The following is a 25,027-nucleotide window of genomic DNA, read 5'->3' as shown; positions in this document are numbered from 1 at the left end:
CACAGCGAATGGGGACAGTCTGAAATTCGACAACCATCCCCAAAACCACCATTGGTTTCATCCACAGGCAAAAAACTGTAACCCATTGACTAATTACCATAATTACAGGTGTCTTAGAGTTACACACAGGGTTTTACCGGGCATGCGTCCCTCCGAACGCTCTGTGGACAACATGGGGGATTAGACGTTGATCCCCGTTATCCCGGCCCCTACTAACCACTACAACTCTTCTATCTTCTCTTTAATATAAGTGAAGGGAACTCAGAGGACCGCCATGACTGACCTGCTCTTCGTCATTTATCCCTGGATCAAATCCTTGCATGTGATCAGCGTGATCTCCTGGATGGCGGGGTTGTTCTATCTTCCACGGCTTTTCGTGCATCATGTAGAATCGGTGGCTCGGAACAGTGACAGCGAAGCAGTGTTTCAGATGATGGAGCGCAAACTGCTGCGGGTCATCATGACCCCTGCAATGATCGCCACCTGGCTGTTCGGTCTGATCCTGGTGGTCACCCCCGGGATCATCGATTGGACCGCTTACTGGCCTTGGACGAAGGCTGTGGCGGTCATTGCGATGACGTGGTTTCATATGTGGTGCGCAGGGCAACGAAAAGCCATTGAAACGGGCCGAAACACCCGTCCCGGAAGCTATTTTCGAAAGATGAACGAAGTGCCGACGCTGCTGATGTTCATCATCGTATTTTCGGTCATCGCTCGTCCGTTTTAAGATCGGTTGACATTGCGACCAGGATTGGCTAGCAGACAGTCCGGTGGTCGTCCGATCACTGAACCTCCCTTTCCGACCTGACAAAAGCACGCCTCGGCGTCTGTCATTTTTCGCTGTCGAGGATTGCCCGCATGACACAAGACCGTTTGAACCTAGCCGAACTGAAGGCGCAAAGCCCCAAGGCCCTGTTGTCCCTGGCTGAAGAGCTGGAGATTGAAAACGCGTCGACCATGCGTAAGGGCGAGATGATGTTCTCGATCCTCAAAGAACGCGCAGACGATGACTGGATCATCGGCGGTGACGGTGTGCTTGAGGTTCTGCAGGACGGTTTCGGGTTTCTGCGCTCGCCCGAGGCAAACTATCTTCCCGGCCCCGACGATATCTATGTTTCGCCCGATATGATCCGCCAGTACGCGCTGCGCACCGGCGACACGGTCGACGGCGTGATTCGTGGCCCCGACGAAAGTGAGCGGTATTTCGCGCTGACCGAAGTTGAATCGATCAACTTTGAAAGCCCAGAGAAGGCGCGCCATAAGGTTGCATTTGACAACCTGACGCCGCTGTATCCGGATGAGCGCTTCAAGATGGAGCTTGATGATCCGACGGTCAAAGACCGTTCGGCCAGAATCATCGATCTTGTGGCGCCCATTGGCAAGGGCCAGCGGGGATTGATTGTTGCGCCTCCACGTACTGGTAAGACGGTTCTGTTGCAAAACATTGCCCACTCGATCGAGAGAAACCATCCTGAAGTTTATCTGATCGTTCTGTTGATTGATGAACGGCCCGAGGAAGTCACGGACATGCAGCGTTCGGTCAAAGGCGAGGTCGTTTCCTCAACCTTCGACGAACCGGCAACCCGGCACGTTGCCGTGTCCGAAATGGTGATCGAAAAGGCCAAGCGGCTGGTGGAGCATAAGCGGGATGTCGTTATCCTGCTGGATTCGATCACCCGACTGGGTCGGGCATTCAACACGGTTGTGCCGTCTTCGGGCAAGGTTCTTACCGGTGGTGTTGATGCCAACGCGTTGCAACGGCCAAAGCGTTTCTTTGGCGCGGCCCGGAACATCGAAGAAGGTGGCTCGCTGACCATCATCGCCACCGCGCTGATTGATACCGGCAGCCGCATGGACGAAGTGATCTTTGAAGAGTTCAAAGGTACCGGCAACAGTGAGATTGTGCTGGATCGCAAGGTCGCAGACAAACGTGTCTATCCTGCGATGGATATTCTCAAATCCGGGACGCGCAAGGAAGAGCTGTTGATCGAGAAATCCGATCTTCAGAAAACCTATGTCCTACGCCGCATTTTGAATCCGATGGGAACAACCGACGCCATCGAGTTCCTGATTTCAAAACTGAAACAGACCAAATCAAACGCGGATTTCTTCGATTCTATGAACACCTGACACGCAAGGCGTTATCGGAGCCTGATCATGGATACGATTTTTGCGCTTGCCAGTGCCCAAGGTAAAGCGGGCGTCGCGGTTATACGAATCTCAGGTCCCCAGTCCTTTGAAACAGCTCGGGAACTTGTCGGGACACTCCCGCAGTCGCACAGGGCCGGACTGCGGGATATAACTGACCGGCAGGGCCGGTTGCTCGATACTGGTCTGGTCATCGCGTTTGATGATGGGCGCAGTTTTACGGGCGAACCCACGGTTGAATTCCAACTCCACGGCAGTGTTGCCGTCGTGATGGCCGTTCTGGATGTATTGGCGTCATTTCCTGACGTCAGAACGGCGGAGCCGGGCGAATTCACACGGAGAGCATTGGCCAAAAATCGGCTGGACCTTACTCAGGTTGAGGCATTGGCAGATCTGATCGACGCAGACACCGAATCCCAAAGATTGCAGGCGCAGCGTATCCTGTCGGGCGCGTTGGGCAAGATTACCGAAACCTGGCGAAAGAACCTGATACGTGCCGCCGCGCTGTTGGAAGCGACCATTGATTTCGCGGACGAGGATGTTCCCGAAGACGTCAGCCCAGAGGTTTTGAGCCTGATCGACAATACCCTGGTCAGTATACGAAAAGAGCTTGAAGGCAGCGGAGCCGCTGAACGGATCAGGCAAGGTTTTGAAGTGGCAATCGTTGGTCCGCCCAACATCGGAAAATCGACGCTATTGAACGCGCTGGCTGGACGGGAGGCTGCGATCACATCGGAGATCGCGGGCACGACTCGGGATGTGATTGAAGTCCAGATGAACCTTGGAGGATTGGCGGTGACGCTGCTGGATACGGCTGGCTTGCGCGAGACGACGGATATAGTCGAAAAGATGGGCGTTGAACGCGCGCTTTCGCGTGCAGAGACGGCAGATCTGCGGGTTATCTTGGTCCAAGACCTGGATAACAGTCCCAGCGTACTTCCTAGAGAAGGTGATTTGGTCCGTGTTGGGAAATGTGATAATGGCGGTGATACGGTCAACGGGGTGTCCGGGATAACCGGAAATGGCCTTGATCAAATGATTCGCGATATAACGGATGTACTTAAGGTGCGTGCTTCGGGGGCAGGGCTGGTTACGCGCTCACGACATCGGCAAGCGCTAAGTACGGGTGTTGCCGCTTTGGTTGAGGCGCAGCGTGAACTGTGCAATGATAATCCCCGATCCGAGTTGGTGGCGGAAGAGATTCGCCGATGTATCAGAGGCCTCGATATACTCGTTGGGCGTATTGGGATTGAGACAGTTTTGGACGAGATTTTTTCCAGTTTTTGCCTAGGTAAGTAAGGAGTGTTTCACGTGAAACAATTCGATGTCATAGTGGTAGGTGGCGGACATGCAGGTGCCGAGGCTGCGCATGCGGCTGCGCGCCTGGGTTGCAAAACCGCTTTGATTACCTTGGATAAAACTAAGATCGGAGTGATGTCTTGTAATCCGGCCATTGGTGGTTTGGGAAAAGGGCACTTGGTTCGTGAAATCGACGCCCTAGACGGTCTAATGGGCCGTGCTGCTGATCAAGCAGGCATACAATTCAGGTTGCTCAATCGCAGGAAGGGTCCGGCGGTACAGGGTCCGCGAACGCAAGCCGATAGAGATCTTTATCGAAATGCCATCCAAACCATGCTCGGCGCACATCCCAATATTGCCATAATTGATGGTGAGGTTGATGACTTATGTCTGGACCAAGGGTCTAAGATTACAGGTGTAAGGCTGGTCGATGGCACTCAGATCTCAGCGGGTAGCGTTGTCATCACAACTGGGACTTTTTTGCGTGGCATAATCCATATTGGCCACAATTCGCGTCCAGGGGGAAGAATGGGCGAGGGGGCGGTTTCCGGGCTTTCGCGGCGTTTCGATGAACTCGGCTTGCCTTTGGGACGCCTTAAAACCGGAACGCCGCCCCGTCTTCGTAGTGGCTCGATCAATTGGGCAGATTTGGAAACTCAACCCGGTGATGCAGAACCGACAATGTTGTCATTCTTGTCGGTCGCGCCAACCGCCCGGCAAATCTCTTGTGGAATCACCCACACAAATGAAAATACCCATGACATTATTCGTCAGAATATTGATCGGTCCGCGATGTACGGTGGACAAATAGATGGCGTCGGGCCGAGATACTGTCCTTCCATTGAAGACAAGATCATGCGTTTCGCTGACAAGTCCTCTCACCAAATTTTCCTTGAACCTGAGGGGCTTAATGTTGAATCCGTCTATCCTAATGGTATTTCAACGTCGTTGCCGGCCGAAGTCCAATTGGAGTACGTCCAGTCAATAAAGGGTTTGGAGGCCGCTGAGATCCTGCAACTTGGCTATGCGATCGAATATGACTATATCGATCCGCGTTCTCTGGATTCAACGCTTGCGGTGCGCGGTGTCCAAGGCCTTTATCTGGCGGGACAGATCAACGGAACGACGGGCTATGAGGAAGCGGCAGCACAAGGATTGGTGGCTGGTCTGAATGCCGGCCAACTGGCGCTTGGGGGCGAGCCAACTGAATTTCGCCGCTCCGAAAGCTATACTGGCGTCATGATAGACGATCTTGTTCTGCGGGGTGTATCTGAACCCTATCGTATGTTCACGTCACGCGCAGAGTTTCGACTTTCGCTTCGAGCTGATAATGCAGATCAGCGTCTGACCCCGATGGGAATCGCTTTGGGGTGCGTCGGTCAGGAGCGTCGGGAGTTCTATCACGCAAAGATAGATAGGTTGACTAAAGCAAAAGCCCAACTTTTGGCCTGTTCCTGGGCCCCCAGTACGTTGAAAGCTGCTGGTTTCAACCTGTCCAACGATGGCGTGAAACGTAATGGATTCCAGCTGCTCAGCTTCAATGGCATCGATTTCAGCGATTTGATCAAATTAGATCCCGCACTGGAGAAAATCGATCCATCCGAGCGAACTCAGTTATCGAACGATGCGCTGTACGCGAACTATTTGGACAGGCAACAGCGTGATGTGGAAATGCTGCGCGCCGATGAAGACTTGCGGATTCCGGCTGACCTCGACTTCGCACCGATTGGTGGGTTGTCTAATGAGGTTAAGTCCAAGTTGAAATTGGTTAGGCCGTCATCCATTGCACAGGCGTCAACAATTGAGGGCATGACTCCGGCGGCTTTAACTGTGATTATTGCTGCCATACGGGCGCGTGAATTGCGTAAGGTCGGTTGATGCAGTCTATGTCGGAGTTCATCGTAGGTCATCCGGTTGTTTCACGTGAAACATTAAAGCGTCTCGAAATCTATCAAGCGCTCCTTGCCGAGTGGAATAGACGGATCAATCTGGTTTCCAGCGCAACGCTTACTCAATTTTGGACTCGGCACATTGCTGACTCTGTTCAGTTGCTCGAATTTGCTGACAGAAGTGAGGGAAGATGGCTCGACATGGGAAGCGGTGCGGGGTTCCCGGGACTTGTGCTGGCTATGGTTGGTGCGGACTATAAGACTTCATTTGACTTTATCTTGTTAGAGAGCGATCAGCGAAAATCAACTTTTATGCGCGCAGTCGCAAGGGAAACGGACACCTCTGTAAATATCTTGTCATCGCGCATCGAGGAAACTCCACCAGTGAACGCACATATAATTTCTGCACGCGCGCTCGCGCCTTTGCCAAAATTGTTGGATTTGGCCGAAAGGCACAGAGCGCCACTGAGCCTATGTATTTTCCCGAAGGGCGCGACGGCTGATCAAGAGATATCCGATGCCCGTAAGGAGTGGATTTTTGACGCTAAAAAGCACTCCAGCAAGACGGACCCGAGTGCGACTGTGCTGGCAATAGGAGAGTTCAGACGTGGCTGATCCCATCAGGCCAGCCGCGGCCCGTATCATTGCAGTGGTGAATCAAAAGGGTGGGGTGGGTAAGACCACTACCACGATTAACCTGGGGGCAGCGTTGGCCGAAGATGGGTACAACGTGTTGATCGTCGATCTGGATCCGCAGGGAAACGCTTCGACGGGTCTTGGAATTGAATCGTCCAGCCGAAAATTGACGACGTATGATCTTTTGCTGGACGATGCTCCGCTGGAAGATGTCATTCACATTACGGAGTTCGATGGGCTTTGGATTTCGCCGGCGACGTCCGATCTTAGTTCGGCCGACATTCAGATGGTTTCCAATGAAAAGCGCAGCTTTTTGTTGTTTGATGCTTTGCGACAGCCCGCGATCGATAAATATGCGTTTGACTTCATCCTGATCGACTGTCCTCCGTCTTTGAGCCTGCTGACGGTCAATGCAATGGTCGCGGCACATTCGGTCCTTGTCCCGTTGCAAAGTGAGTTCTTTGCCCTGGAAGGGCTGTCGCAACTGATGTTGACCATTCGTGAGGTGCGCCATTCCGCCAACCCGGATTTAAGGATCGAAGGTGTGGTTCTTACGATGCATGACGGCCGCAATCGGCTTGCGCAACAGGTGGAACTGGACTCGCGCGAAACGCTGGGTGATTTGGTGTTTCAGACAATTATCCCACGGAATGTCAGGGTGAGCGAAGCGCCGTCATATGCACAGCCGGTTCTGACCTATGATACGGCGTCGAAGGGGAGCGTGGCCTATCGCGCACTTGCCCGGGAACTGGTACATCGTTACGAAATTTCTGGCTGATCGGATGGTAAAATGACAGACAAAAAACAGGAACGCAGAGGCTTGGGTCGTGGGCTGTCCGCATTGATGGCAGATGTTGGTGTTTCCGATGAGTCGGGTTCGGACCGAACGTCTCGTCGCGCGGATCAGCGCATTCCGGTGGATCATATCGAACCCAATCCGGATCAGCCGCGGCGGAGTTTTTCGGCTGAAAAACTTCAGGAGCTGGCCGCGTCGATACGGGAAAAGGGGGTTATTCAGCCTCTTATTCTTCGACGCAATCCCAGAAATCCTGATCGCTATGAAATTGTCGCAGGTGAACGCCGTTGGCGTGCGGCGCAGATGGCGCAATTGCATGATCTGCCAGCAGTCATTCGTGAACTGGATGACACGGAAGTTCTTGAAATTGCGATTATTGAGAATATTCAGCGCAGCGATCTGAACGCAGTTGAAGAGGCGGCGGGCTTTCGTCAGTTGATGGATCGATTTGGACATACCCAAGAACGTCTTGCCGAGGCTTTGGGGAAAAGCCGTAGCCATATCGCAAACCTGTTACGGCTGCTGAACCTGCCCGAGGATGTTCTGGCGCTGTTGCGCGACGGTGAGATTACCACTGGTCATGCGCGGGCATTGATCACCACCGATGATCCTTCCGGTCTGGCGAAACAGGTTGTGGCCAGAGGGCTTTCAGTGCGCCAAACTGAACAACTTGCCAAGGGTCCGAAGGGGCCAACCGATGCGCCGAAGCCGCGTCAGAAGCCTGAGAAAGACGCCGATACTCGCGCACTTGAGCAAGATCTTGCGGCGGCGGTTGGGATGTCAGTGGTGATCAGCCATGATGACGGCAAGGAATCAGGTGGAATAACGATCCGTTACAAGACCCTGGAAGAGTTGGATGAGCTTTGCAGGATGCTGTCGTCAAGTCGGTAGGGTGAATTGATCTTCCAACAGATTTCGCAATACGGCGTTCAACACTGATCGCCCGCGGTGTGTGGCCCGCAGATTATCGCCGGTCTGTTCGACGAGCCCGTCGGCGACCAGATCGGCAATCTTGCGGGAATTCAATGATGTGCTGCCCAGCGTTTGATATCGCTCAAGGGAAATGCCTTCGCTCAACCGCATTCCCATCATCAGGAATTCAGTGGCTTGATCGCGCCGCGACAGGATCTCGGTCGTGTCTGGTGCTTCGTCGCGCGATAGGGCCGCCATCCATCCGCCCGGTTGTCTGATGGCCTCGGTTGCGTATTTGGTACCCTCAATTGTCAAACGCCCATGGGCGCCGGGGCCCACGCCGACATAATCGCCATAGCGCCAATAGATCCGGTTATGACGGGATTCAGCGCCGGGTCTTGCGTGGTTTGAAACCTCATAGGCTGACAGACCGGCCGCGCCGCACAACTCTTGCGTCAGATCGAACATATCGGCGCTGCGGTCTTCATCTGGCAGGCCGGGCAATAGCCCCCGGGCGTGACGGTCCCCAAAGGCCGTTCCGTCCTCTACCGTCAATTGATAGAGCGACAGATGGTCCACCGCCATATCCAGCGCCAGTGTCAGCTCTTGCCGCCATTCTTCAAGCGTCTGTTTTTGTCTGGCATAGATCAGATCAAAGCTGACGTTGTCAAAAGTGGAGCGCGCAACGTCAAAGGCCGCAGTCGCTTCAGCGACGGTATGCAGCCGACCCAAAGCGCGAAGATCGGGATCATTCAGGGCCTGTATCCCCATTGAGATCCGGTTAACGCCCGCCGCGCGATAGTCACGGAACCTGCCAGAGTCGACCGAAGTGGGGTTTGCCTCAAGCGAAATTTCAAGATCGTTCGCGGTGGGCCAACAGGCGCGTGCGGTATCGATAACGGCTGATACAACATCCGGATTCATCAGGCTGGGTGTGCCGCCGCCGAAGAATATCGTGTTCAGGACACGATCGGGAACCAAGGCCGCTTGCCGACGGATTTCCGAAATAAGCGCGACCCGCCATGCATTTTGGTCGACCCGGGTAGTAACGTGACTGTTGAAGTCGCAATAGGGGCATTTCGATTGGCAGAATGGCCAATGCACATAAAGCCCAAACCCGCCTGCCTGCCAATCGTCAGGCAAAACAACCTGCCACAAGTTTGCGAAAGGCGTCGGCGCGGTGGCTGATGCGGTTCTTTTCCATGCGATCCATTTCACCAAATGTTATATTATAACCATCCGGCATGAAGATGGGGTCATACCCGTGCCCCTGTTCGCCGCGCATGGGCCAGACGACCTGACCGGGCATGACGCCCGGGAACACTTCGTCATGGCCATCGGGCCAGGCCATCACCAAGGTACAGCAAAACCGCGCTGTACGCGGATGGGGTGCATTCGCCGCCTCTAACTTGTCGTGCGTCCGGGACATCGCCATTGTGAAATCCCGGCCCTGAGGCGTTTCGGCCCAGTCGGCGGTATAGACGCCCGGCGCGCCATCCAGCGCGTCAATCTCGATCCCCGAGTCGTCGGACAGGGCGATCAGGCCACTGGCCTTAGCGGCGGCGTGGGCCTTCGTGCGGGCGTTTTCGACAAAGGTTGTGCCATCCTCGATTGGTTCGGGCAGGCCCAACTCTCCGGCAGACACCACCGCGACAGAAAACGGGCGGAGAAGATCGGCGATCTCCTCCAACTTGCCCGCGTTATGTGTCGCGATGAGCAGTCGCTCACCAGAGAACCGGCGTGTCATGCCACGGCTGCCTTTTGTGCCGCCACCAGAGCTGCCTTGCCCTTGTCGGCCAGATCCAGCAGTTCGGCCATTTCGTCGCGTGAGAATGTCGCGCCTTCTGCCGACATCTGCACTTCGACCAGACGGCCCGAGCCGAGCAGCACAAAATTGCCGTCAACGCCGGCTTCGCTGTCCTCGGGATAGTCCAGATCAAGCACCGGTTGGCCGGCGTACAAGCCACAGGACACCGCCGCCACATGATCGATGATCGGATCGGTCACAACGTCGCCGGCCTTCATCAACTTGTTCACCGCAAGCCGCAAAGCAACCCAACCACCGGTGATCGAGGCACAACGGGTGCCGCCATCGGCCTGAAGCACATCACAGTCGATGCTGATCTGCCGCTCGCCCAGAGCCACCCGGTCGATGCCTGCACGCAGGGAGCGACCGATCAGGCGCTGAATTTCCTGGGTACGACCGGATTGGCCGTTCTTGGCCTCGCGGCGCATGCGGGTGTGGGTGGCGCGGGGCAGCATACCGTATTCGGCGGTGACCCAGCCCAGACCGGTGTTTTTCAGAAACGGAGGCGGGCGATCTTCGATTGAGGCGGTACACAGAACATGTGTATCGCCGCACTTGATCAGGCACGATCCTTCGGCATGGCGGGTAAAGCCGGTTTCGATGGTGATCGGACGCATTTCGTCCAGTTTACGGCCAGAGGGGCGCATGGCATGTCCTTTGCAAATTCTGCGCGGTGATACCCATGGCCGCGCATCCGGTGCAACCCCCGCCGATTGACCTTATACGCGCACTCCGGTCTAACTGCACCCGCACATCCGGAGGGTGACGCGATGACCGATGCTTCCAAATTACTGGCGCAGATGAACGACCGCTCACGCGAAGTGTTTCGCCGGGTGGTCGAAGGATACCTTGAATCCGGCGATCCCGTGGGGTCGCGGACCCTAACGCGCACGATGACCGAAAAGGTCAGCGCGGCAACGGTGCGCAACGTCATGCAGGATCTGGAACATCTGGGTTTGCTGAACAGCCCCCATGTTTCGGCCGGGCGGATACCGACGCAGCAAGGGTTGCGGATGTTTGTCGACGGATTGCTTGAGATCGGCAATCTGACGGAAACCGACCGCGAAAAGATCGATGCCACCCTTGGGAAAAACGAAAGCGATGTGGGCGGCTTGCTTGACAGGGTCGGCAGCGCGCTTTCAACGGCCACCCGTGGGGCCAGTGTGGTGCTGGCGCCCAAGCACGAGGCACCGATCAAACATCTGGAGTTCGTCAGCCTGTCGGCGGAACGCGCGCTTGTGGTGATTGTTTTTGGCGATGGCCACGTGGAAAACCGCCTGTTTCATCCCCCGGCTGGTCAGACGCCCAGTTCCATGCGCGAGGCGGCGAATTTTCTGAATGCGTTGGCCATGGGCAAGACGCTGAGCGAGTTGCGCAGCACAACCGAGCGTGAAATCGCGACCCGGCGACAGGAACTTGACGCGCTGGCCGCCGATCTGGTGGAAAGCGGGCTGGCAATCTGGGAGAATGAAGGCGAGCGATATGAACGTCTGATTGTGCGGGGTCGGGCAAACCTGTTGGCGGGCGCCACCGAAACCGAAGACCTGGACCGCATCCGAACCTTGTTTGACGACCTGGAGCGCAAGCGCGATATCGCCGAGTTTCTGGAATTAACCGATGAAGGCGAGGGGGTGCGCATTTTTATCGGCTCTGAGAACAAGCTTTTTTCACTTTCGGGTTCCTCTCTGGTGGTTTCCCCATATATGAACGCTGACCGTAAGATCATTGGCGCCGTCGGCGTGATCGGACCGACCCGGCTGAACTATGGCAGGATTGTTCCGATCGTGGATTACACGGCGCAGATGGTTGGTAAGCTGCTGACCGACCGAGGTTGATTGGGTAATGAACATGACGAGACCAGAAAAAGACATCGAACGCGCAATTGAGGAAATGCTTGCCTCGGAAAAAGGGTTCCCCGAGAAAAAAGGTGTCGGGCCACAGTCGCTCGACGATCTGGCCGAGGGTGAGCCGGAAGATCCGTTGGCCGAACTGGACGCTCTGCGCGCCGATCGTGACCAATACCGTGATCGATTCATGCGTGCGCTGGCCGATGCGGAAAATGCGCGCAAGCGGTCCGACCGTGACCGTCGCGAGGCGGAACAATACGGCGGATCGAAACTGTCGCGCGACATTCTGCCCGTCTTCGATAACCTGAAGCGCGCGCTTGAAGTCGTCACCGACGAACAGCGCGCGTCGAACAAGGCGTTGCTGGACGGGATCGAGCTGACGATGCGCGAACTTATTTCAGTGCTTGCCAAGCATGGGATCGAGCCGATTACGCCCGAGATCGGCGATAGGTTCGACCCCAAGCTGCATCAGGCGATGTTCGAGGCGCCGGTGCCGGGTTCCAAGGCGGGCGATATCATTCAGGTGATGGGAACCGGGTTCGTGCTCCATGACCGGCTGTTGCGGGCGGCGCAGGTCGGCGTCAGCTCGACCCCGAAGCCGAAAGAGTCTTGAGCTCGTAAATCAGCTTCAATGCCTCGATGGGTGAAAGCTCATCGGGGCGAATGTCGCGCAACCGGTCCAATGCGGGTGATTTCACGGCAACCGGGGCAGGGGTGGCGACAATCGAGAACAGCGGCAGATCATCGATCAGTGTCGCCTTTTTCCCGCCGCCTTCCCGTTCGCCTGTTTCCAGCGCCTCAAGCACAACACGGGCACGGGCGACCACAGGGTCGGGCAGGCCCGCCAACCGTGCAACCTGCACCCCGTAAGACCGGTCTGCCGAGCCCTTGCGGACCTCGTGCAGGAACACCACGTCACCCTTCCACTCCTTGACCGTCACGGTGGCGTTCTGCGCCCCGGACAGGCGGTCGGCCAGCTGTGTCATCTCGTGGTAATGGGTGGCGAACAGGGCGCGGCAACGGTTAACGTCGTGCAGATGCTCCATTGTGGCCCAGGCGATGGACAGCCCGTCATAGGTGGCGGTGCCGCGGCCGATTTCATCCAGAATAACCAATGCACGATCATCGGCTTGATTGAGGATAGCAGCGGTTTCGACCATTTCCACCATGAAAGTCGATCGCCCCCGCGCCAGATCATCGGCAGCGCCGACCCGGCTGAACAGTTGCGACACGATGCCGATGCGCGCTTCTTTCGCGGGGACAAAACTGCCCATCTGCGCCAGCAGGGCAATCAGAGCGTTCTGCCGCAGGAACGTTGATTTACCCGCCATGTTGGGGCCGGTCAGCAGCCAGATCGCGGTGGGGCTGTCGGGTTCGGACAGATGGCAGTCATTGGCGATGAATCCGCCCTTGCCCTGTCGGCGCAGCGCCTGTTCCACCACCGGATGCCGTCCGCCGGTGACGTGAAACACCCGGCTGTCGTCGATCACTGGGGCGCACCAATCCTCGCCCCGGGCCAGATCGGCAAGTGCGGCCAGCAGATCGAGTTCGGCAAGCGCCGCAGCGGTCACGCCGATCCGTGCGGCCGAGGCTAGAACAGCGTCTTTCAAGCTGGCATAGAGCCGCTTTTCAATCTCCAGCGCCCGCGACCCGGCGTTCAGGATCTTTGTCTCAAGTTCGCTCAGCGGAACGGTGGTGAACCGCACAGCGCTGGCCGTGGTCTGGCGATGGATGAACGTGTCGTTCAGCGGTGGAGACAACATTTTTTCGGCATGGGTGGCCGTGGTTTCGATAAAGTAACCCAGCACATTGTTGTGGCGGATCTTCAGCGTAGGCACGCCGCATTGCGCCGCATAATCCGCCTGCATCCCGGCGATCACGCCGCGCCCTTCGTCGCGCAGGGTGCGCGCCTCGTCCAGCTCGGCGTCATAGCCTTGGGCGATGAAACCACCATCGCGCACCAGTAATGGCGGCTCGGCGATCAGTGCTCGGTCGAGCAATGCGGTCAGATCACCGTGCCCGCCCAACGCGTGCAATGCCTCGGAGATAATCTGTGGCATATCGCCGGTAATACGCTTGGCAATATCGCACGCGCGCTCCAACCCGGCGCGCATTGCGGTCAAATCGCGGGGGCCGCCGCGATCCAGCGCCAGACGTGACAGCGCACGGTCCATATCGGGCACCCGGCGCAGATCGGCGCGCAGATCCTCGGACAGCCGCACATCAGACACCAGCGCACGCACCCCCGCCTGCCGGGCCTGAATCGTGTCCAGCACCCGCGATGGGCTGTTCATCCGCCGATCAAGCAACCGCCCACCGCCCGCCGTCAGCGTGCGGTCGATGGCGGCGATCAGCGATCCGTCGCGCCCGCCCGACAGGCTGCGGGTGAGTTCAAGGTTACGGCGGGTTGCGGCGTCGATCTGCATGACGCGTTCCGCCGCTTCACGGACTGGCGGGCGCAGCAGCGGCAAATTGCCCCGCTGGGTCAGGTCAAGATATTCGACAAGGGCCGCCATGGCAGACACCTCGGCCCGGGTGAATGCGCCGAAAGCATCCAGCGACCCCACATGGAACAAGGCACACAGCCGCTTTTCCCCGCCGGCCGAATCGAAACTGCCCCGCGACATGGGCGTGATCGCCGCACCCATATCGGTAATGATCGGGGTCAAATCAGCCTCGCGGGTGTCGGCGACCAGAACTTCGCGCGGGGCGATGCGCGCCAGATCGGCACCCAGCCGCACAACGGGGCATTGGGTGACGCGAAATTCGCCAGTCGAAATATCGACCCATGCCAGCGCGGCGTCGTCGCGGATTTCCGCATGTGCCGCCAGAAAGTTGTTCTGCCGCGCCACCAAAAGACTGTCTTCAGTCAGGGTGCCGGGGGTAACCAGCCGCACAACGCCGCGCTCCACCACGGATTTCGCGCCGCGCTTTTTGGCCTCGGCGGGGTTCTCCAACTGTTCGGCAACCGCAACGCGAAACCCCTTGCGGATCAGGGTCAGCAGATATCCTTCCGCGGCATGGAACGGCACGCCGCACATGGGGATGTCTTCCTCCAGATGTTTGCCACGCTTGGTCAGCGCGATATCCAGCGCTTCGGCAGCCGCGACGGCATCGTCAAAGAACATCTCGTAAAAATCGCCCATGCGGTAAAACAGCAGGGCATGGGGATGGTCCGCTTTGATGGCAAGATATTGTGCCATCATCGGTGTGACGGCGGCGGCAGCGCTGGTCATATGTTCCCCCGGATTGGCCGCGGGCACGGTATCCGGGGCGACGGTCAGGTGAAAGGCGAAATCCGCCATTTTCAGGGTGTACGGCGCGGCAGGAAGCGTTGAAAGTTTGCCCTGACGGTGGCAGATATCTCAACGGTTCAGCGAAGGAGACGGATATGCGGATTGCCATGTGGTCGGGGCCGCGCAACCTGTCGACGGCGATGATGTATTCCTTTGGCGCGCGGGCCGATTTTGCCGTGTCGGATGAGCCGTTTTATGCCGCCTGGCTGACCGAGTCAGGCGTCCGTCATCCGATGCGCGATGCGATTATCGCCGCCCAAGACGCCGACGCAGACAAAGTGGCCGCGACCTGTACCGGGCCGGTGCCGGGCGGACGGGCGCACTGGTATCAAAAACACATGCCACACCACATGCGCCCCGGTTTCATGCCCGACTGGCCCGATGACACGCGGCATGTGTTCCTGATCCGCCATCCGGCGCGTGTCGTGGCGAGCTATGCGGCCAAGTCGGAAAATCCGACAGTGCAAGGGCTGGGATTTGAAGATCAGTACCGGCTGTTCCGTACGTTTGCCGAAAATGGGCCGGTGCCGCTGGTGATCGACAGTGAGATAATCCGCGCCGACCCGGAAACCGCGCTTGAGGGGCTGTGTGTGGCCCTTGGCGTGGGGTTTGACCCTGCCATGCTGCACTGGCCGGTGGGTGGACATGCGAGCGATGGAGTGTGGGCCGCCCATTGGTATGGGGCGGTGCATCGTTCAACCGGATTCGCCGGGCCCGAGGGTCCGTTGCCCGAATTGGCCGGGCGCTATGGCGAATTGGCCGAGGCGGGCATGGCGCCATATGAGAAGTTGCGGGAGTATTGTTGAACGTGCGCCCCGGCTGTTGAACAACCGGGGCGTTTGATTGATCAGGCCGTCCGCTTGTTCCGGTTGGCAATCAATTTCAGGCGCAGCGCGTTCAGGTGGATGAACCCGGCGGCGTCTTTCTGATCATAGGCTCCGGCGTCGTCCTCAAACGTTACATGCGCCTCGGAATACAGCGAATGATCAGACCAGCGGGCAACGGTGCGTGCCGATCCCTTGTACAGCTTGATACGGACCGTGCCGGTGACATGCTCCTGGCTCTTGTCGATCAGGGCCTGCAACATTTCACGCTCGGGGGAGAACCAGAAGCCGTTATAGATCAGTTCAGCATAGCGCGGCATGATCGAATCTTTCAGATGCGCCGAACCTGAATCCAGCGTGATCTGTTCGATGCCCCGATGCGCCTCAAGCAGGAGCGTACCGCCCGGTGTTTCATAGACGCCGCGCGATTTCATCCCGACAAAGCGGTTTTCCACCAGATCCAGAATGCCGACACCATGTTTGCCGCCCAGCTCGTTCAGGCGGGTCAGGATGGTGGCGGGTGACATCGCTTCGCCATTGATCGCGACCGCATCGCCTTTTTCAAAGGTAACCTCGACCATCTCGGGGGTGTCGGGTGCATCTTCGGGGCGGGTGGTTCGTTGCAGAACGTAATCCGGAGCCTCTTCGGCGGGATTTTCCAGAACCTTACCCTCGGACGAGGTATGCAGAAGGTTGGCATCGACGCTGAACGGTGCTTCGCCCCGTTTGTCCTTGGCGATGGGAATCTGGTTTTCTTCAGCAAAGGCCAGCAGTTTGGTCCGGCTTGACAGATCCCACTCGCGCCAGGGCGCAATCACCCTGATATCGGGGTTCAGTGCATAGGCGGCCAGTTCGAACCGTACCTGATCATTGCCCTTGCCGGTGGCACCGTGGGCGACGGCATCGGCACCTTCGCGTGCGGCGATTTCGACCAGCCGCTTGGAAATCAGCGGGCGGGCGATTGATGTGCCCAGCAGGTACAGCCCTTCGTACAGGGCGTTGGCGCGAAACATCGGGAAAACGAAATCGCGCACGAATTCTTCGCGCAGGTCTTCGACATAGATCGCCGATGCGCCCATCAACTCGGCTTTGGCGCGGGCGGGTTCCAGTTCTTCGCCCTGACCCAGATCGGCGGTAAAGGTCACCACCTCGCAGCCGTATTCGGTCTGCAGCCATTTCAGGATGATCGAGGTGTCGAGACCCCCGGAATAGGCAAGCACGACTTTCTTGGGTGCAGACATCGGATGTTCTCCATGGGGCGGACAGACAGCGGCGGCGATACAGCGTTTGCGCCTCAAGAGCAAGTTGGCGGCGCAGGGAGCAGACGTCAGTGGCGTCGAACCCGCAACTGCGGTCTTGTCGCCGGTCCGCAAACGCGGCACTTAGAGGTCATGAATGATTTTCAGGACGATTTCCAAGACAGGGCTCTGGCGACCACCGCCCGGTTGCGCGCGCTTTTCCCCGCCACACCGTTGCAGCACAATGACTATCTGTCGCAACGATTTGGCGCCGATATCTGGCTGAAACGCGAAGATCTGACGCCTGTCCGATCCTATAAGATCCGCGGCGCGTTCAATGCGATGCGCAAAGTGCGCAAAGACAACCCGGAGCAGGATCTTTTCGTCTGCGCCAGTGCCGGCAATCATGCGCAGGGCGTGGCCTTTGTCTGCCGTCATTTCGGTGTGCGCGGCGTGATCTTCATGCCGGTTACGACGCCGCAGCAAAAAATCTTCAAGACCCGCACTTTTGGTGGCGAAAATATCGAAATCCGCCTGATTGGTGACTATTTTGATGCGACGCTGAAGGCCGCACAAGAGTATTGTGTGACGGCGGGCGGGCATTTCCTGTCGCCCTTCGACGACCTTAACGTGATCGAGGGTCAGGCCAGTGTCGCAGTGGAAATGCTTGAGGAAATCGGCACGCCCCCGGACGTGGTGATTCTTCCGGTCGGCGGGGGCGGGCTTTCCTCGGGGATGAAACGCTTTCTCGACCGGGTCGCGCCCGAATGCGAGTTGATATTGGTTGAACCAAAAGGCGGGGCCAGCCTGACCGCAGCCCTTGCAGCGGGCGAGCCGGTGACCCTGCCACAGATCGATTCATTCGTGGATGGTGCTGCCGTTGCCCGAATCGGCGAGCTGACGTTTGAGGTGCTCAAGCATGTTGCGCCCGAAAATGTGGTGCTGGCGCCCGAGGATCGGATCTGCGTCACCATCCAGAATATGCTGAACGTCGAGGGGATCGTTTTGGAACCGGCCGGCGCGCTGTCGATTGACGTGCTCGAGGATGTGGCGGATCGGATCAAGGGCAAACGTGTGGTCTGCGTCACCTCGGGCGGCAATTTTGATTTCGAACGCCTTCCCGAGGTCAAGGAACGGGCGCAGCGTTATGCGGGCGTCAAGAAGTACTTTATTCTGCGGATGCCCCAACGCCCCGGCGCCCTGCGTGATTTTCTTGCGATGCTGGGCCCGGAAGACGACATTACCCGCTTTGAATACCTCAAGAAATCTGCCCGCAACTTTGGATCGGTCCTTTTGGGCATCGAAACCTCGGATGCGGATAATTTCGTGATCCTGACCGAGAAACTGAATGCCACAGATTTTACATTTCGCGACATTACAAACGATTTGGCGCTGACCGAGTTCCTGATCTGAACCACCGGGCGCCTAAAGCCCGGCAAGAAATTCTGTGCGCGACGCATCATAGCACCGGATCACATCAGCGACAGGCACCTGATCAGCCCTGCCCGTTTCAGCCAGTGCTTCGCCCTGTTCACACAGGTCGGCGAAGGCGGCAAACCCCAGATTCAGCGCCGAACCTTTCAGAAAATGCAGATCGGCGGCCATGGTTGCCGGATCGGATGTGATGCGCAGGCGGTCGATCACGCCGTCCACCTCCTCCAGAAACAGCGCGACGACTTCGGAAAAGTCATCTTCACCGATCTCGGATCTAAGTTGGGTGATACGGCCCCATGCAATCATCATCGTCTCTCCCTCGTAGAGAGCCTTTTGCCGCAAACCCCTTAAGGTATGATGATTAGATACAAAACCGTTCAGGCAGCGTTTTCACGGAACCTTAACCCCAGTGCGTGAAAAGATGTTATGGATTCCGAAATGGGCGACTTCGAAAACGATTCCGGCGTACCGGGCCCCCAACTCAACTCAACCGCGATCGTGGATCCGATTGAACGGGTTCTTGTTGTCGACGACAGCCGGCTGCAACGCAAGATCCTGACGTCCTCGCTTGAAAAATGGGGGTTTGAGGTTCATCAGGCCGAATCAGGGCAGGCGGCGCTGGACCTCTGCGAGACCGAAACTTTTGACCTGATCATCAGTGACTGGATGATGCCGGGGATGAGCGGGCTGGAATTTTGCCGGATATTCCGCAAACGGGCGCGGAAACGGTATGTCTATTTCATTCTTCTCACTTCCAAATCCGAAAAGAACGAGGTGGCCACCGGGCTGGAAAGCGGTGCTGACGATTTCATCACCAAACCCGTCAGCGCCGAGGAATTGCGCGCGCGTATCGCGGCTGCCGCACGGATCATGAAGAACGAACGCGAACTGTCGGAAAAGAACCGCATGATCTCGGCGGCCTATGCCGAAATCAAGGCGCTGTATGCGGCCGTTGACCGTGACCTGAATGAGGCCCGCAAATTACAACATTCGTTGCTGCGCGAGCGGGCGGTGGATTTCGGAACGGCCCAGGCGGCGCTTGTCCTGCGATCTTGTGGCCATGTCGGCGGCGATCTGGTGGGGCATTTCCGGATCGACAAACACCGGGTGGGCCTGTTTTCGCTCGATGTATCGGGCCATGGCATTGCCCCGGCCCTGTTGACCGCGCGGCTGGCAGGATATCTTTCGGGCAGTTCGCCGGATCAGAATATGGCGCTGATCCAGACCGCGCCGGGTGTCTATTCTGCCCGCGACCTGTCCGAGGTGGCGCACCGGTTGAACCGGATGATGATCGACGATGTGGATACCGAACATTATTTTACCATGCTACTGGCCTATGTCGATTTGTCTTCGGGGGCTGTCGAGATGATTCAATGCGGCCATCCCCACCCCTTGCTGCAACGGGCCGACGGATCAGTCGAACAGCTGGGCACGGGCGGGATGCCGATCGGCCTGTTATCCGATCCGGTGTTCGGCCTGTGTTCTGCCCGGTTGAATCCGGGCGACCGCCTGTTGCTCGCATCGGACGGTATAACCGAATGCGCCGACGAAGCGGGCACCCTTCTGGGCGAGGAAGGATTGATCGAAATCATGCAATCCAGCGCCGATGTGAAGGGCGAGGCGTTTTTTCAGGCGCTTCTGTGGGATCTTGCATCCTATGCCACCAAGGAAGAAATGGATGATGACGTTTCGGGTGTTCTGTTGGAGTTTACCGGCCCTGATACGGGCCCAGAAGTCGGTTAAAAATGAATGCCGCAGAAATGTTCCAGCAGCGCCGCATCCCCCGGATTGCCAAGCAGGTCCAGCGCCTGACCGGTTTCGACCCAGACGGCCGAATGCCCCGGTTCGCTTGGCGGGCCGCGCTGCAATATCGGGCGCGCCACATAGATATGACAGACCTTTTCCGCGTGGATTCCGTATTCGGGCATATATGTGAACCGCCTGAATGCGCCGATCCGGCGCGGGGCCGCGATGTGCCATCCGGTTTCTTCGTACACTTCGCGGTGCAATGCGGCGATGGGTGATTCGCCCGGATCGATGCCCCCGCCCGGCAGTTGAAACTCGGGCACCGGTTCGGCCTGCATCGTCAAAAGCAGAGATCCGCCCCGGGGCAGGATCGCATAGGCGCCGGGCCGGTGCACATATTGCACCCCGAATTTGGGCGCTTCGCCATACCGCCTGATCATAACTGTCCCTCTGGTGGTTGGTGATCCGGTTGTCCGACCTATATAGACGCGGTATGCCAAGGCGCGCCGCGCAAGGAAACCCCATGACCATCGCTTCGAAAATTGCTTGGGATGATACCGTCCTGCCGTTCCAACTTGACCGTTCCGACATCCGGGGGCGAATCGTGCGCCTTGATGGTGTGCTGGACAATGTGCTTGAACAGCACTCGTATCCGCCCCAGATCGAATCTCTGGTGGCTGAAATGGTCTTGCTGACCGCATTGATCGGTCAAACGATAAAACTTCGCTGGAAACTGTCGCTGCAAGTGCGCGGCGATGGCCCCGCCCGGTTGATCGCCACGGATTACTATGCCCCCGGTGCCGATGGATCGCCCGCGCGCATCCGCGCCTGGGCCAGTTTCGATGCGGATCGGCTGGACGCAGAAAAAGCGCCGTTCGATCTGATCGGCAATGGGTATTTCGCGCTTTTGCTGGATCAAGGGCAGGGTAATACGCCTTATCAGGGGATCACGCCGATTGCCGGAGGCTCGCTTTCATCCTGTGCGCAGACCTATTTCGCCCAGTCTGAACAACTGCCCACCCGGTTCGCGCTGTCTTTTGGCCGGTCGCAGATTCCGGGCGAAACGGAAGGGTGGCGCGGTGGTGGCGTGATGCTGCAACACATGCCCAAATCATCGCCCTTTACCGCAAGTGGGGATGCCACCGGCGAGGGTGGGCTTCTTGAGCCGGCCGATATTCTTGACGGGGACGAAGGCGAAAACTGGCTGCGTGCCAATACGCTTTTGGATACGGTGGATGATCTTGAGCTGATCGGGCCATCGGTTCAGCCAACCGACCTTCTCTATCGATTGTTCCACGAGGAACGCCCGCGGGTGTTCGACGCGCAACCGGTAACCTTTGGGTGTGGCTGTTCCGAAGACAAAGTGCGGCAAAGCCTGTCGATCTATTCGACCCGCGACATCGCGACCATGACGACCGACGACGGTATCGTCACCGCCGATTGTCAGTTCTGCGGTGCGCATTACAAACTTGACCCCGCCACGCTGGGGTTCGAGGCGAAGACGGCTGATGACGACGCGTGACCGCCTTATGGCGGCGTTGGACAGACCGGCCGCCGCCGCTTCGTCGGATTTTGACCTGAACCCCGGCACCTTGCTGCCGCAGGGGCGGAGTTTGCGTGGGGCCGGGGTGCTGATCGGGGTGATCAACGGCGATCGCGGGGCACAATTGATCCTGACCAAACGCTCGTCGGCGCTCAGGCATCATCCGGGACAGATCGCTTTTCCGGGTGGCAAGATCGATCCAAGCGATGCAGATGCCACCGCCGCCGCCCTGCGCGAGGCGCAGGAGGAAATCGGGCTGGACCCCGCCAATGTCGAAGTCTTGGGCGCCCTGCCATCCCATGAAACCGTCACCGGGTTCACCATCACGCCGGTGATCGCGCTGATTCGCGCCGAATTCGATGCGCGTCCCGAACCGGGCGAAGTTGACGAGGTGTTTCGCGTGCCCCTGTCCCATGTCGCCGATCCGGGCCAGTATAAGATACAGGGCCGTCGCTGGCGCGGGACCGAGCGTCTGTATTTCACGGTGCCATGGGGACCATATTATATCTGGGGCGCAACCGCCCGCATTCTGCGCGCTTTGGCCGACCGGATGCAGCCGTGACCCGGGTGACCGGTGATTGGCTGACCCATCCCGGCACTCAGACGGTTTTGGCAGTGTTGACGAACGGCGGACACCGGGCGTTTCTTGTGGGTGGTTGTGTGCGCAATGCCCTGATCGGCGCCCCCGTCGGAGACATCGACATTTCCACCAATGCAACACCGGACCGGGTGACCGAACTTGCCGAGTCCGGCGGATTGCGGGTCGTGCCGACAGGGATTGACCATGGTACGGTCACGGTGATCGCCCACGGTCAGCCGCACGAGGTGACAACATTCCGCCGCGATGTGGAAACCGATGGACGGCGCGCGGTGGTGCGATTTTCCGACCGGATCGAAGATGACGCGAGCCGCCGCGATTTCACGATGAACGCGCTTTATGCCGATGCTTCGGGACAGGTGGCCGATCCGCTGAACGGTCTGGCCGATCTGCTGGCCCGCAAGGTGCGGTTTATCGATGATCCGGCGGCGCGGATAACCGAGGACCACCTGCGCATCCTGCGGTTTTTCCGCTTTCACGCGTGGTATGGCGATCCGGCGCAGGGCATTGATCCTGAAGGACTGGCCGCCTGTGCTGCGCTGGCCGATGGGATCGATCAGCTCTCGCGTGAGCGTATCGGGGCCGAAATGCTTAAGCTTCTGGCCGCCCCCGATCCCGCCCCCGCCATTGCTGCCATGACGCAGGCCGGTGTTCTGGCGCGCGTGATGCCCGGTGCCGACCCCGTGACCTTGGCGCCGCTGGTGCATCTGGAAAATGACCGCATCGCCGATCCGATCCGCCGTTTGGCCGCGCTGGGTGGCGTGGGCGTGGACGAGAGGTTGCGCCTGTCCCGGAAAGATAGCGCGCGTTTGAAAATCTTGCGCGACGGTATCGGTGACATGATGCGGCCTGCCGAACTGGGTTGGCGGCACGGTGCGCAGACCGCAACACACATCCTGCTGTTGCGCGCAGCGATTTTGGACCGTCCGATAAGTACTGCCGATCTGTCCGATATCGCCGCCGGTGCTGCAGCGGTCTTTCCAGTATCCGCCGCGGATCTGATGCCCGGTCTGACCGGTCCGGCGCTTGGCGCAGAGCTGAAACGGTTGGAACGCCGCTGGATCGATGCGCGCTTTGCCCTGAGCCGGGACGATTTGCTGAACGCTCCCTGACGTTCTATCTTCTCCGGGGCCGCGAAGTTTATCAGGGCCCTCAAAGGCACATTGCGCATGTTCCGATTTTTCGAGAATCTGGTCGACCCTTATATCGCGTATGAGGAAGTGGACAGACCGCCAACGCGGCTCTGGCCGTTCATGCGTGACTATTCCCGCCCGTTTCGCCGTGTCTTCATTCTGACCGGAGCCAGCGCGGTGGCTGTGGCGGCGGTGGAAATCTGGCTGATCTGGTACATGGGGCGGGTGGTCGATCTGTTGTCGTCGGACGCCCCCGGCACCATCTGGGCGCGCCACGGCACCGAATTCATCGCCGTTGCTCTGTTCATCCTGTTCATCCGGCCACTGTTGCAGGCGGTGAATGTCGCGCTTTTGAACAACGGAATTCTGCCGAATTATGGCACGCTTTATCGTTGGCGGGCGCATCGCCATGTGCTGCGTCAATCGGTCGGTTGGTATGAAAACGATTTTGCCGGGCGCATCGCCAACCGGATCATGCAGACCCCGCCCGCAGCGGGCGAGGTGGTGTTTCAGGCTTTCGATGCCATTGCGTTTTCAATTGCCTACATCATCGGTGCGGCGGTGCTTTTGTGGGGCGCGGATGTGCGGCTGGTGGTGCCGCTGCTGTTCTGGCTGGTGCTTTATGCCCTGCTGATCCGCTGGACTGTGGCACGGGTCGGCCCGGCGTCGCAGGCGGCGTCGGATGCCCGCAGCGCGGTGACCGGGCGGGTGGTGGACAGTTACACCAACATTCATTCGGTGAAACTGTTCGCGCAGGACGATACCGAAGTCAGCTATGCCCGCGATGCGATCGAACAGGCGCGGCGAACATTCAACGTCGAGATGCGGATTTTCACCACGATGGATGTGACGCTTGTGGCGCTGAACGGTCTGCTGATCGTCGGGGTTGTCGGTTGGGCGATATGGCTGCTGATCGGCGGCAGCGCGACAGTGGGCGTGGTTGCGGCGGCGACCGCTCTGGCGCTGCGGCTGAACGCGATGACCGGCTGGGTGATGTGGGCGCTGACGACATTCTTTCGCAATCTTGGCGTGGTGGCCGAAGGGATGCAGACCATCGCCCAGCCGATCACCCTGACCGATGCACCGGATGCGCCGCCATTGAACCTGACCGCAGGGCGGATCGAGTTGCGCGGGCTGACGCATCACTATGGCCGCACCTCGGGCGGATTGGCCGATATTTCGCTGGTGATCGAGCCGGGCGAAAAGGTCGGCATCGTCGGGCGATCCGGGGCGGGGAAATCCACCCTCGTCAAGCTGCTTTTGCGGTTCTACGACCCTGACGGCGGGCAGATCCTGATTGACGGACAGGACATCACCGGAGTGCAGCAGGATTCACTGCGCGCCGCCATCGGCATGGTGCAGCAGGACAGCTCACTTTTGCACCGCTCGGTGCGCGAAAACATCCTGTATGGCAACCGGACCGCCACCGAGGCTGATATGTTAGCGGCGACAAGACAGGCCGAGGCGCATGATTTCATTATGGATCTGGAAGATCCCGAAGGGCGGCGTGGATTTGACGCGCAGGTGGGCGAACGCGGCGTGAAACTGTCGGGTGGCCAACGGCAGCGCGTGGCGCTGGCCCGGGTGATGCTGAAGAACGCGCCGATCCTCGTGCTGGACGAAGCCACCAGCGCACTGGATTCCGAGGTCGAGGCCGCGATTCAATCCACCCTCTATGGCATGATGGAGGATAAGACGGTGATCGCCATCGCGCACCGCCTGTCCACGCTCAAAGCGATGGATCGAATCGTGGTGATTGACGACGGGCGCATTGCCGAAACCGGCGATCACGATACCTTGCTTGCCAAAGGCGGGCTCTATGCCCGGTTCTGGGCGCGCCAGTCGGGTGGGTTCATCGATACGGAAGCAGCAGAGTGATTG

At 58.5% G+C, this 25,027-nt stretch carries 23 protein-coding genes; 16 read left to right on the top strand and 7 right to left on the bottom strand.

The window, feature by feature from the left end:
- The first annotated feature begins 274 nt into the window (after positions 1-274).
- The 7 genes from FQ320_RS17035 (at position 275) to FQ320_RS17005 (ending at position 7,659) form a co-directional block, all read left to right on the top strand.
- On the top strand, positions 275-727 hold the full coding sequence (locus FQ320_RS17035) for a CopD family protein (protein ID WP_148474370.1): 453 nt from the start codon (positions 275-277) through the stop codon (positions 725-727).
- Positions 728-858: 131 nt separating this feature from the next.
- On the top strand, positions 859-2,130 hold the full coding sequence (gene rho, locus FQ320_RS17030) for a transcription termination factor Rho (RefSeq protein WP_148474368.1): 1,272 nt from the start codon (positions 859-861) through the stop codon (positions 2,128-2,130).
- A gap of 27 nt (positions 2,131-2,157) precedes the next feature.
- Positions 2,158-3,447 carry a tRNA uridine-5-carboxymethylaminomethyl(34) synthesis GTPase MnmE gene (mnmE, locus tag FQ320_RS17025; RefSeq protein WP_148474366.1) on the top strand — a complete coding sequence of 430 codons (1,290 nt, stop codon included), beginning with the start codon at positions 2,158-2,160 and terminating at the stop codon, positions 3,445-3,447.
- A gap of 3 nt (positions 3,448-3,450) precedes the next feature.
- Positions 3,451-5,325, top strand: a complete 1,875-nt coding sequence (gene mnmG, locus FQ320_RS17020) for a tRNA uridine-5-carboxymethylaminomethyl(34) synthesis enzyme MnmG (RefSeq protein ID WP_187393934.1) — start codon at positions 3,451-3,453, stop codon at positions 5,323-5,325.
- 8 nt (positions 5,326-5,333) lie between these two features.
- On the top strand, positions 5,334-5,951 hold the full coding sequence (gene rsmG, locus FQ320_RS17015) for a 16S rRNA (guanine(527)-N(7))-methyltransferase RsmG (protein ID WP_255509562.1): 618 nt from the start codon (positions 5,334-5,336) through the stop codon (positions 5,949-5,951).
- Positions 5,944-6,750, top strand: coding sequence for a ParA family protein (locus FQ320_RS17010; protein ID WP_148474362.1), 807 nt, complete (start codon positions 5,944-5,946; stop codon positions 6,748-6,750). Before rsmG ends, FQ320_RS17010 begins: the two co-directional genes overlap by 8 nt.
- 12 nt (positions 6,751-6,762) lie before the next feature.
- Positions 6,763-7,659: a ParB/RepB/Spo0J family partition protein gene (locus tag FQ320_RS17005; protein ID WP_148474360.1), complete on the top strand. Its 897-nt coding sequence runs from the start codon at positions 6,763-6,765 to the stop codon at positions 7,657-7,659.
- On the opposite strand, the gene hemW is transcribed toward FQ320_RS17005, so the two are convergent.
- The 3 genes from hemW to rph are packed head-to-tail and all read right to left on the bottom strand — an operon-like array spanning position 7,648 to position 10,134.
- Positions 7,648-8,823: a radical SAM family heme chaperone HemW gene (hemW, locus tag FQ320_RS17000; RefSeq protein WP_148474358.1), complete on the bottom strand. Its 1,176-nt coding sequence runs from the start codon at positions 8,821-8,823 to the stop codon at positions 7,648-7,650. The genes FQ320_RS17005 and hemW overlap by 12 nt on opposite strands.
- Positions 8,816-9,427, bottom strand: a complete 612-nt coding sequence (gene rdgB, locus FQ320_RS16995) for an RdgB/HAM1 family non-canonical purine NTP pyrophosphatase (RefSeq protein ID WP_148474356.1) — start codon at positions 9,425-9,427, stop codon at positions 8,816-8,818. The genes hemW and rdgB overlap by 8 nt, the downstream gene beginning before the upstream one ends.
- Complete coding sequence (gene rph, locus FQ320_RS16990) at positions 9,424-10,134, bottom strand: ribonuclease PH (protein ID WP_148474354.1); 711 nt, start codon at positions 10,132-10,134, stop codon at positions 9,424-9,426. The genes rdgB and rph overlap by 4 nt, the downstream gene beginning before the upstream one ends.
- A 123-nt stretch (positions 10,135-10,257) precedes the next feature.
- On the opposite strand from rph, the gene hrcA reads away from it, so the two are divergent.
- On the top strand, positions 10,258-11,322 hold the full coding sequence (gene hrcA / locus FQ320_RS16985) for a heat-inducible transcriptional repressor HrcA (RefSeq protein WP_148474351.1): 1,065 nt from the start codon (positions 10,258-10,260) through the stop codon (positions 11,320-11,322).
- Positions 11,323-11,377: 55 nt separating this feature from the next.
- Positions 11,378-11,947: a nucleotide exchange factor GrpE gene (locus tag FQ320_RS16980; protein ID WP_370513081.1), complete on the top strand. Its 570-nt coding sequence runs from the start codon at positions 11,378-11,380 to the stop codon at positions 11,945-11,947.
- Here the strand turns inward: FQ320_RS16980 and mutS are convergent.
- The gene (mutS, locus tag FQ320_RS16975; protein ID WP_187393933.1) at positions 11,916-14,570 is read right to left on the bottom strand and encodes a DNA mismatch repair protein MutS; all 2,655 of its coding nucleotides are present in this window, start codon (positions 14,568-14,570) and stop codon (positions 11,916-11,918) included. The two genes, FQ320_RS16980 and mutS, sit on opposite strands and share 32 nt — an antisense overlap.
- A gap of 155 nt (positions 14,571-14,725) precedes the next feature.
- Here mutS and FQ320_RS16970 point away from each other — a divergent pair, with 155 nt between their 5' ends.
- The gene (locus tag FQ320_RS16970; RefSeq protein WP_148474348.1) at positions 14,726-15,436 is read left to right on the top strand and encodes an HAD family hydrolase; all 711 of its coding nucleotides are present in this window, start codon (positions 14,726-14,728) and stop codon (positions 15,434-15,436) included.
- Positions 15,437-15,477: 41 nt separating this feature from the next.
- On the opposite strand, the gene FQ320_RS16965 is transcribed toward FQ320_RS16970, so the two are convergent.
- The gene (locus FQ320_RS16965) at positions 15,478-16,695 is read right to left on the bottom strand and encodes an argininosuccinate synthase (protein WP_148474346.1); all 1,218 of its coding nucleotides are present in this window, start codon (positions 16,693-16,695) and stop codon (positions 15,478-15,480) included.
- Between the two features lie 150 nt (positions 16,696-16,845).
- On the opposite strand from FQ320_RS16965, the gene ilvA reads away from it, so the two are divergent.
- Positions 16,846-18,105 (top strand): threonine ammonia-lyase IlvA, encoded by a 1,260-nt coding sequence (gene ilvA, locus FQ320_RS16960; protein ID WP_148474344.1) that lies wholly within the window; start codon positions 16,846-16,848, stop codon positions 18,103-18,105.
- A 12-nt stretch (positions 18,106-18,117) separates the two neighbouring features.
- Here the strand turns inward: ilvA and FQ320_RS16955 are convergent, their stop codons facing one another.
- On the bottom strand, positions 18,118-18,435 hold the full coding sequence (locus FQ320_RS16955; RefSeq protein ID WP_370513080.1) for an Hpt domain-containing protein: 318 nt from the start codon (positions 18,433-18,435) through the stop codon (positions 18,118-18,120).
- Positions 18,436-18,564: 129 nt separating this feature from the next.
- On the opposite strand from FQ320_RS16955, the gene FQ320_RS16950 reads away from it, so the two are divergent.
- A complete protein-coding gene (locus FQ320_RS16950; protein ID WP_148474342.1) occupies positions 18,565-19,869 on the top strand; it encodes a PP2C family protein-serine/threonine phosphatase in 1,305 nt (434 codons plus the stop codon).
- Here FQ320_RS16950 and FQ320_RS16945 read toward each other — a convergent pair.
- A complete protein-coding gene (locus FQ320_RS16945; RefSeq protein ID WP_148474340.1) occupies positions 19,866-20,312 on the bottom strand; it encodes an NUDIX hydrolase in 447 nt (148 codons plus the stop codon). The genes FQ320_RS16950 and FQ320_RS16945 overlap by 4 nt on opposite strands.
- Before the next feature lie 83 nt (positions 20,313-20,395).
- Between FQ320_RS16945 and FQ320_RS16940 the strand changes: the two genes are divergently transcribed.
- The 4 genes from FQ320_RS16940 to FQ320_RS16925 are packed head-to-tail and all read left to right on the top strand — an operon-like array spanning position 20,396 to position 25,024.
- Positions 20,396-21,394 (top strand): Hsp33 family molecular chaperone HslO, encoded by a 999-nt coding sequence (locus tag FQ320_RS16940; RefSeq protein ID WP_148474339.1) that lies wholly within the window; start codon positions 20,396-20,398, stop codon positions 21,392-21,394.
- Positions 21,381-21,977: a CoA pyrophosphatase gene (locus FQ320_RS16935; RefSeq protein ID WP_148474337.1), complete on the top strand. Its 597-nt coding sequence runs from the start codon at positions 21,381-21,383 to the stop codon at positions 21,975-21,977. Before FQ320_RS16940 ends, FQ320_RS16935 begins: the two co-directional genes overlap by 14 nt.
- Positions 21,974-23,125, top strand: a complete 1,152-nt coding sequence (locus FQ320_RS16930) for a CCA tRNA nucleotidyltransferase (protein ID WP_255509561.1) — start codon at positions 21,974-21,976, stop codon at positions 23,123-23,125. Before FQ320_RS16935 ends, FQ320_RS16930 begins: the two co-directional genes overlap by 4 nt.
- 57 nt (positions 23,126-23,182) lie before the next feature.
- Positions 23,183-25,024 (top strand): ABC transporter ATP-binding protein, encoded by a 1,842-nt coding sequence (locus FQ320_RS16925; protein ID WP_148474333.1) that lies wholly within the window; start codon positions 23,183-23,185, stop codon positions 25,022-25,024.
- Positions 25,025-25,027 lie beyond the last annotated feature (3 nt).

The organism is Oceaniovalibus sp. ACAM 378, assembly GCF_008085915.1.
Taxonomy (GTDB): Bacteria; Pseudomonadota; Alphaproteobacteria; order Rhodobacterales; family Rhodobacteraceae; genus Oceaniglobus.
The sequence above is the reverse complement of the archived record's forward strand: the minus strand, read 5'-3'. Positions and strand labels throughout refer to the sequence as shown.

What these genes read in the sequence shown, in the direction of transcription:
- FQ320_RS17035 (WP_148474370.1), top strand. Translation starts at nt 275, where the DNA reads ATGACTGACCTGCTCTTCGTCATTTATCCCTGGATCAAATCCTTGCAT.
- rho (WP_148474368.1), top strand. Translation starts at nt 859, where the DNA reads ATGACACAAGACCGTTTGAACCTAGCCGAACTGAAGGCGCAAAGCCCC.
- mnmE (WP_148474366.1), top strand. Translation starts at nt 2,158, where the DNA reads ATGGATACGATTTTTGCGCTTGCCAGTGCCCAAGGTAAAGCGGGCGTC.
- rsmG (WP_255509562.1), top strand. Translation starts at nt 5,334, where the DNA reads ATGTCGGAGTTCATCGTAGGTCATCCGGTTGTTTCACGTGAAACATTA.
- FQ320_RS17005 (WP_148474360.1), top strand. Translation starts at nt 6,763, where the DNA reads ATGACAGACAAAAAACAGGAACGCAGAGGCTTGGGTCGTGGGCTGTCC.
- rdgB (WP_148474356.1), bottom strand. Translation starts at nt 9,427, where the DNA reads ATGACACGCCGGTTCTCTGGTGAGCGACTGCTCATCGCGACACATAAC.
- rph (WP_148474354.1), bottom strand. Translation starts at nt 10,134, where the DNA reads ATGCGCCCCTCTGGCCGTAAACTGGACGAAATGCGTCCGATCACCATC.
- hrcA (WP_148474351.1), top strand. Translation starts at nt 10,258, where the DNA reads ATGACCGATGCTTCCAAATTACTGGCGCAGATGAACGACCGCTCACGC.
- FQ320_RS16980 (WP_370513081.1), top strand. Translation starts at nt 11,378, where the DNA reads ATGCTTGCCTCGGAAAAAGGGTTCCCCGAGAAAAAAGGTGTCGGGCCA.
- mutS (WP_187393933.1), bottom strand. Translation starts at nt 14,570, where the DNA reads ATGACCAGCGCTGCCGCCGCCGTCACACCGATGATGGCACAATATCTT.
- FQ320_RS16970 (WP_148474348.1), top strand. Translation starts at nt 14,726, where the DNA reads ATGCGGATTGCCATGTGGTCGGGGCCGCGCAACCTGTCGACGGCGATG.
- FQ320_RS16965 (WP_148474346.1), bottom strand. Translation starts at nt 16,695, where the DNA reads ATGTCTGCACCCAAGAAAGTCGTGCTTGCCTATTCCGGGGGTCTCGAC.
- ilvA (WP_148474344.1), top strand. Translation starts at nt 16,846, where the DNA reads ATGAATGATTTTCAGGACGATTTCCAAGACAGGGCTCTGGCGACCACC.
- FQ320_RS16955 (WP_370513080.1), bottom strand. Translation starts at nt 18,435, where the DNA reads ATGATGATTGCATGGGGCCGTATCACCCAACTTAGATCCGAGATCGGT.
- FQ320_RS16950 (WP_148474342.1), top strand. Translation starts at nt 18,565, where the DNA reads ATGGGCGACTTCGAAAACGATTCCGGCGTACCGGGCCCCCAACTCAAC.
- FQ320_RS16945 (WP_148474340.1), bottom strand. Translation starts at nt 20,312, where the DNA reads ATGATCAGGCGGTATGGCGAAGCGCCCAAATTCGGGGTGCAATATGTG.
- FQ320_RS16940 (WP_148474339.1), top strand. Translation starts at nt 20,396, where the DNA reads ATGACCATCGCTTCGAAAATTGCTTGGGATGATACCGTCCTGCCGTTC.
- FQ320_RS16935 (WP_148474337.1), top strand. Translation starts at nt 21,381, where the DNA reads ATGACGACGCGTGACCGCCTTATGGCGGCGTTGGACAGACCGGCCGCC.
- FQ320_RS16925 (WP_148474333.1), top strand. Translation starts at nt 23,183, where the DNA reads ATGTTCCGATTTTTCGAGAATCTGGTCGACCCTTATATCGCGTATGAG.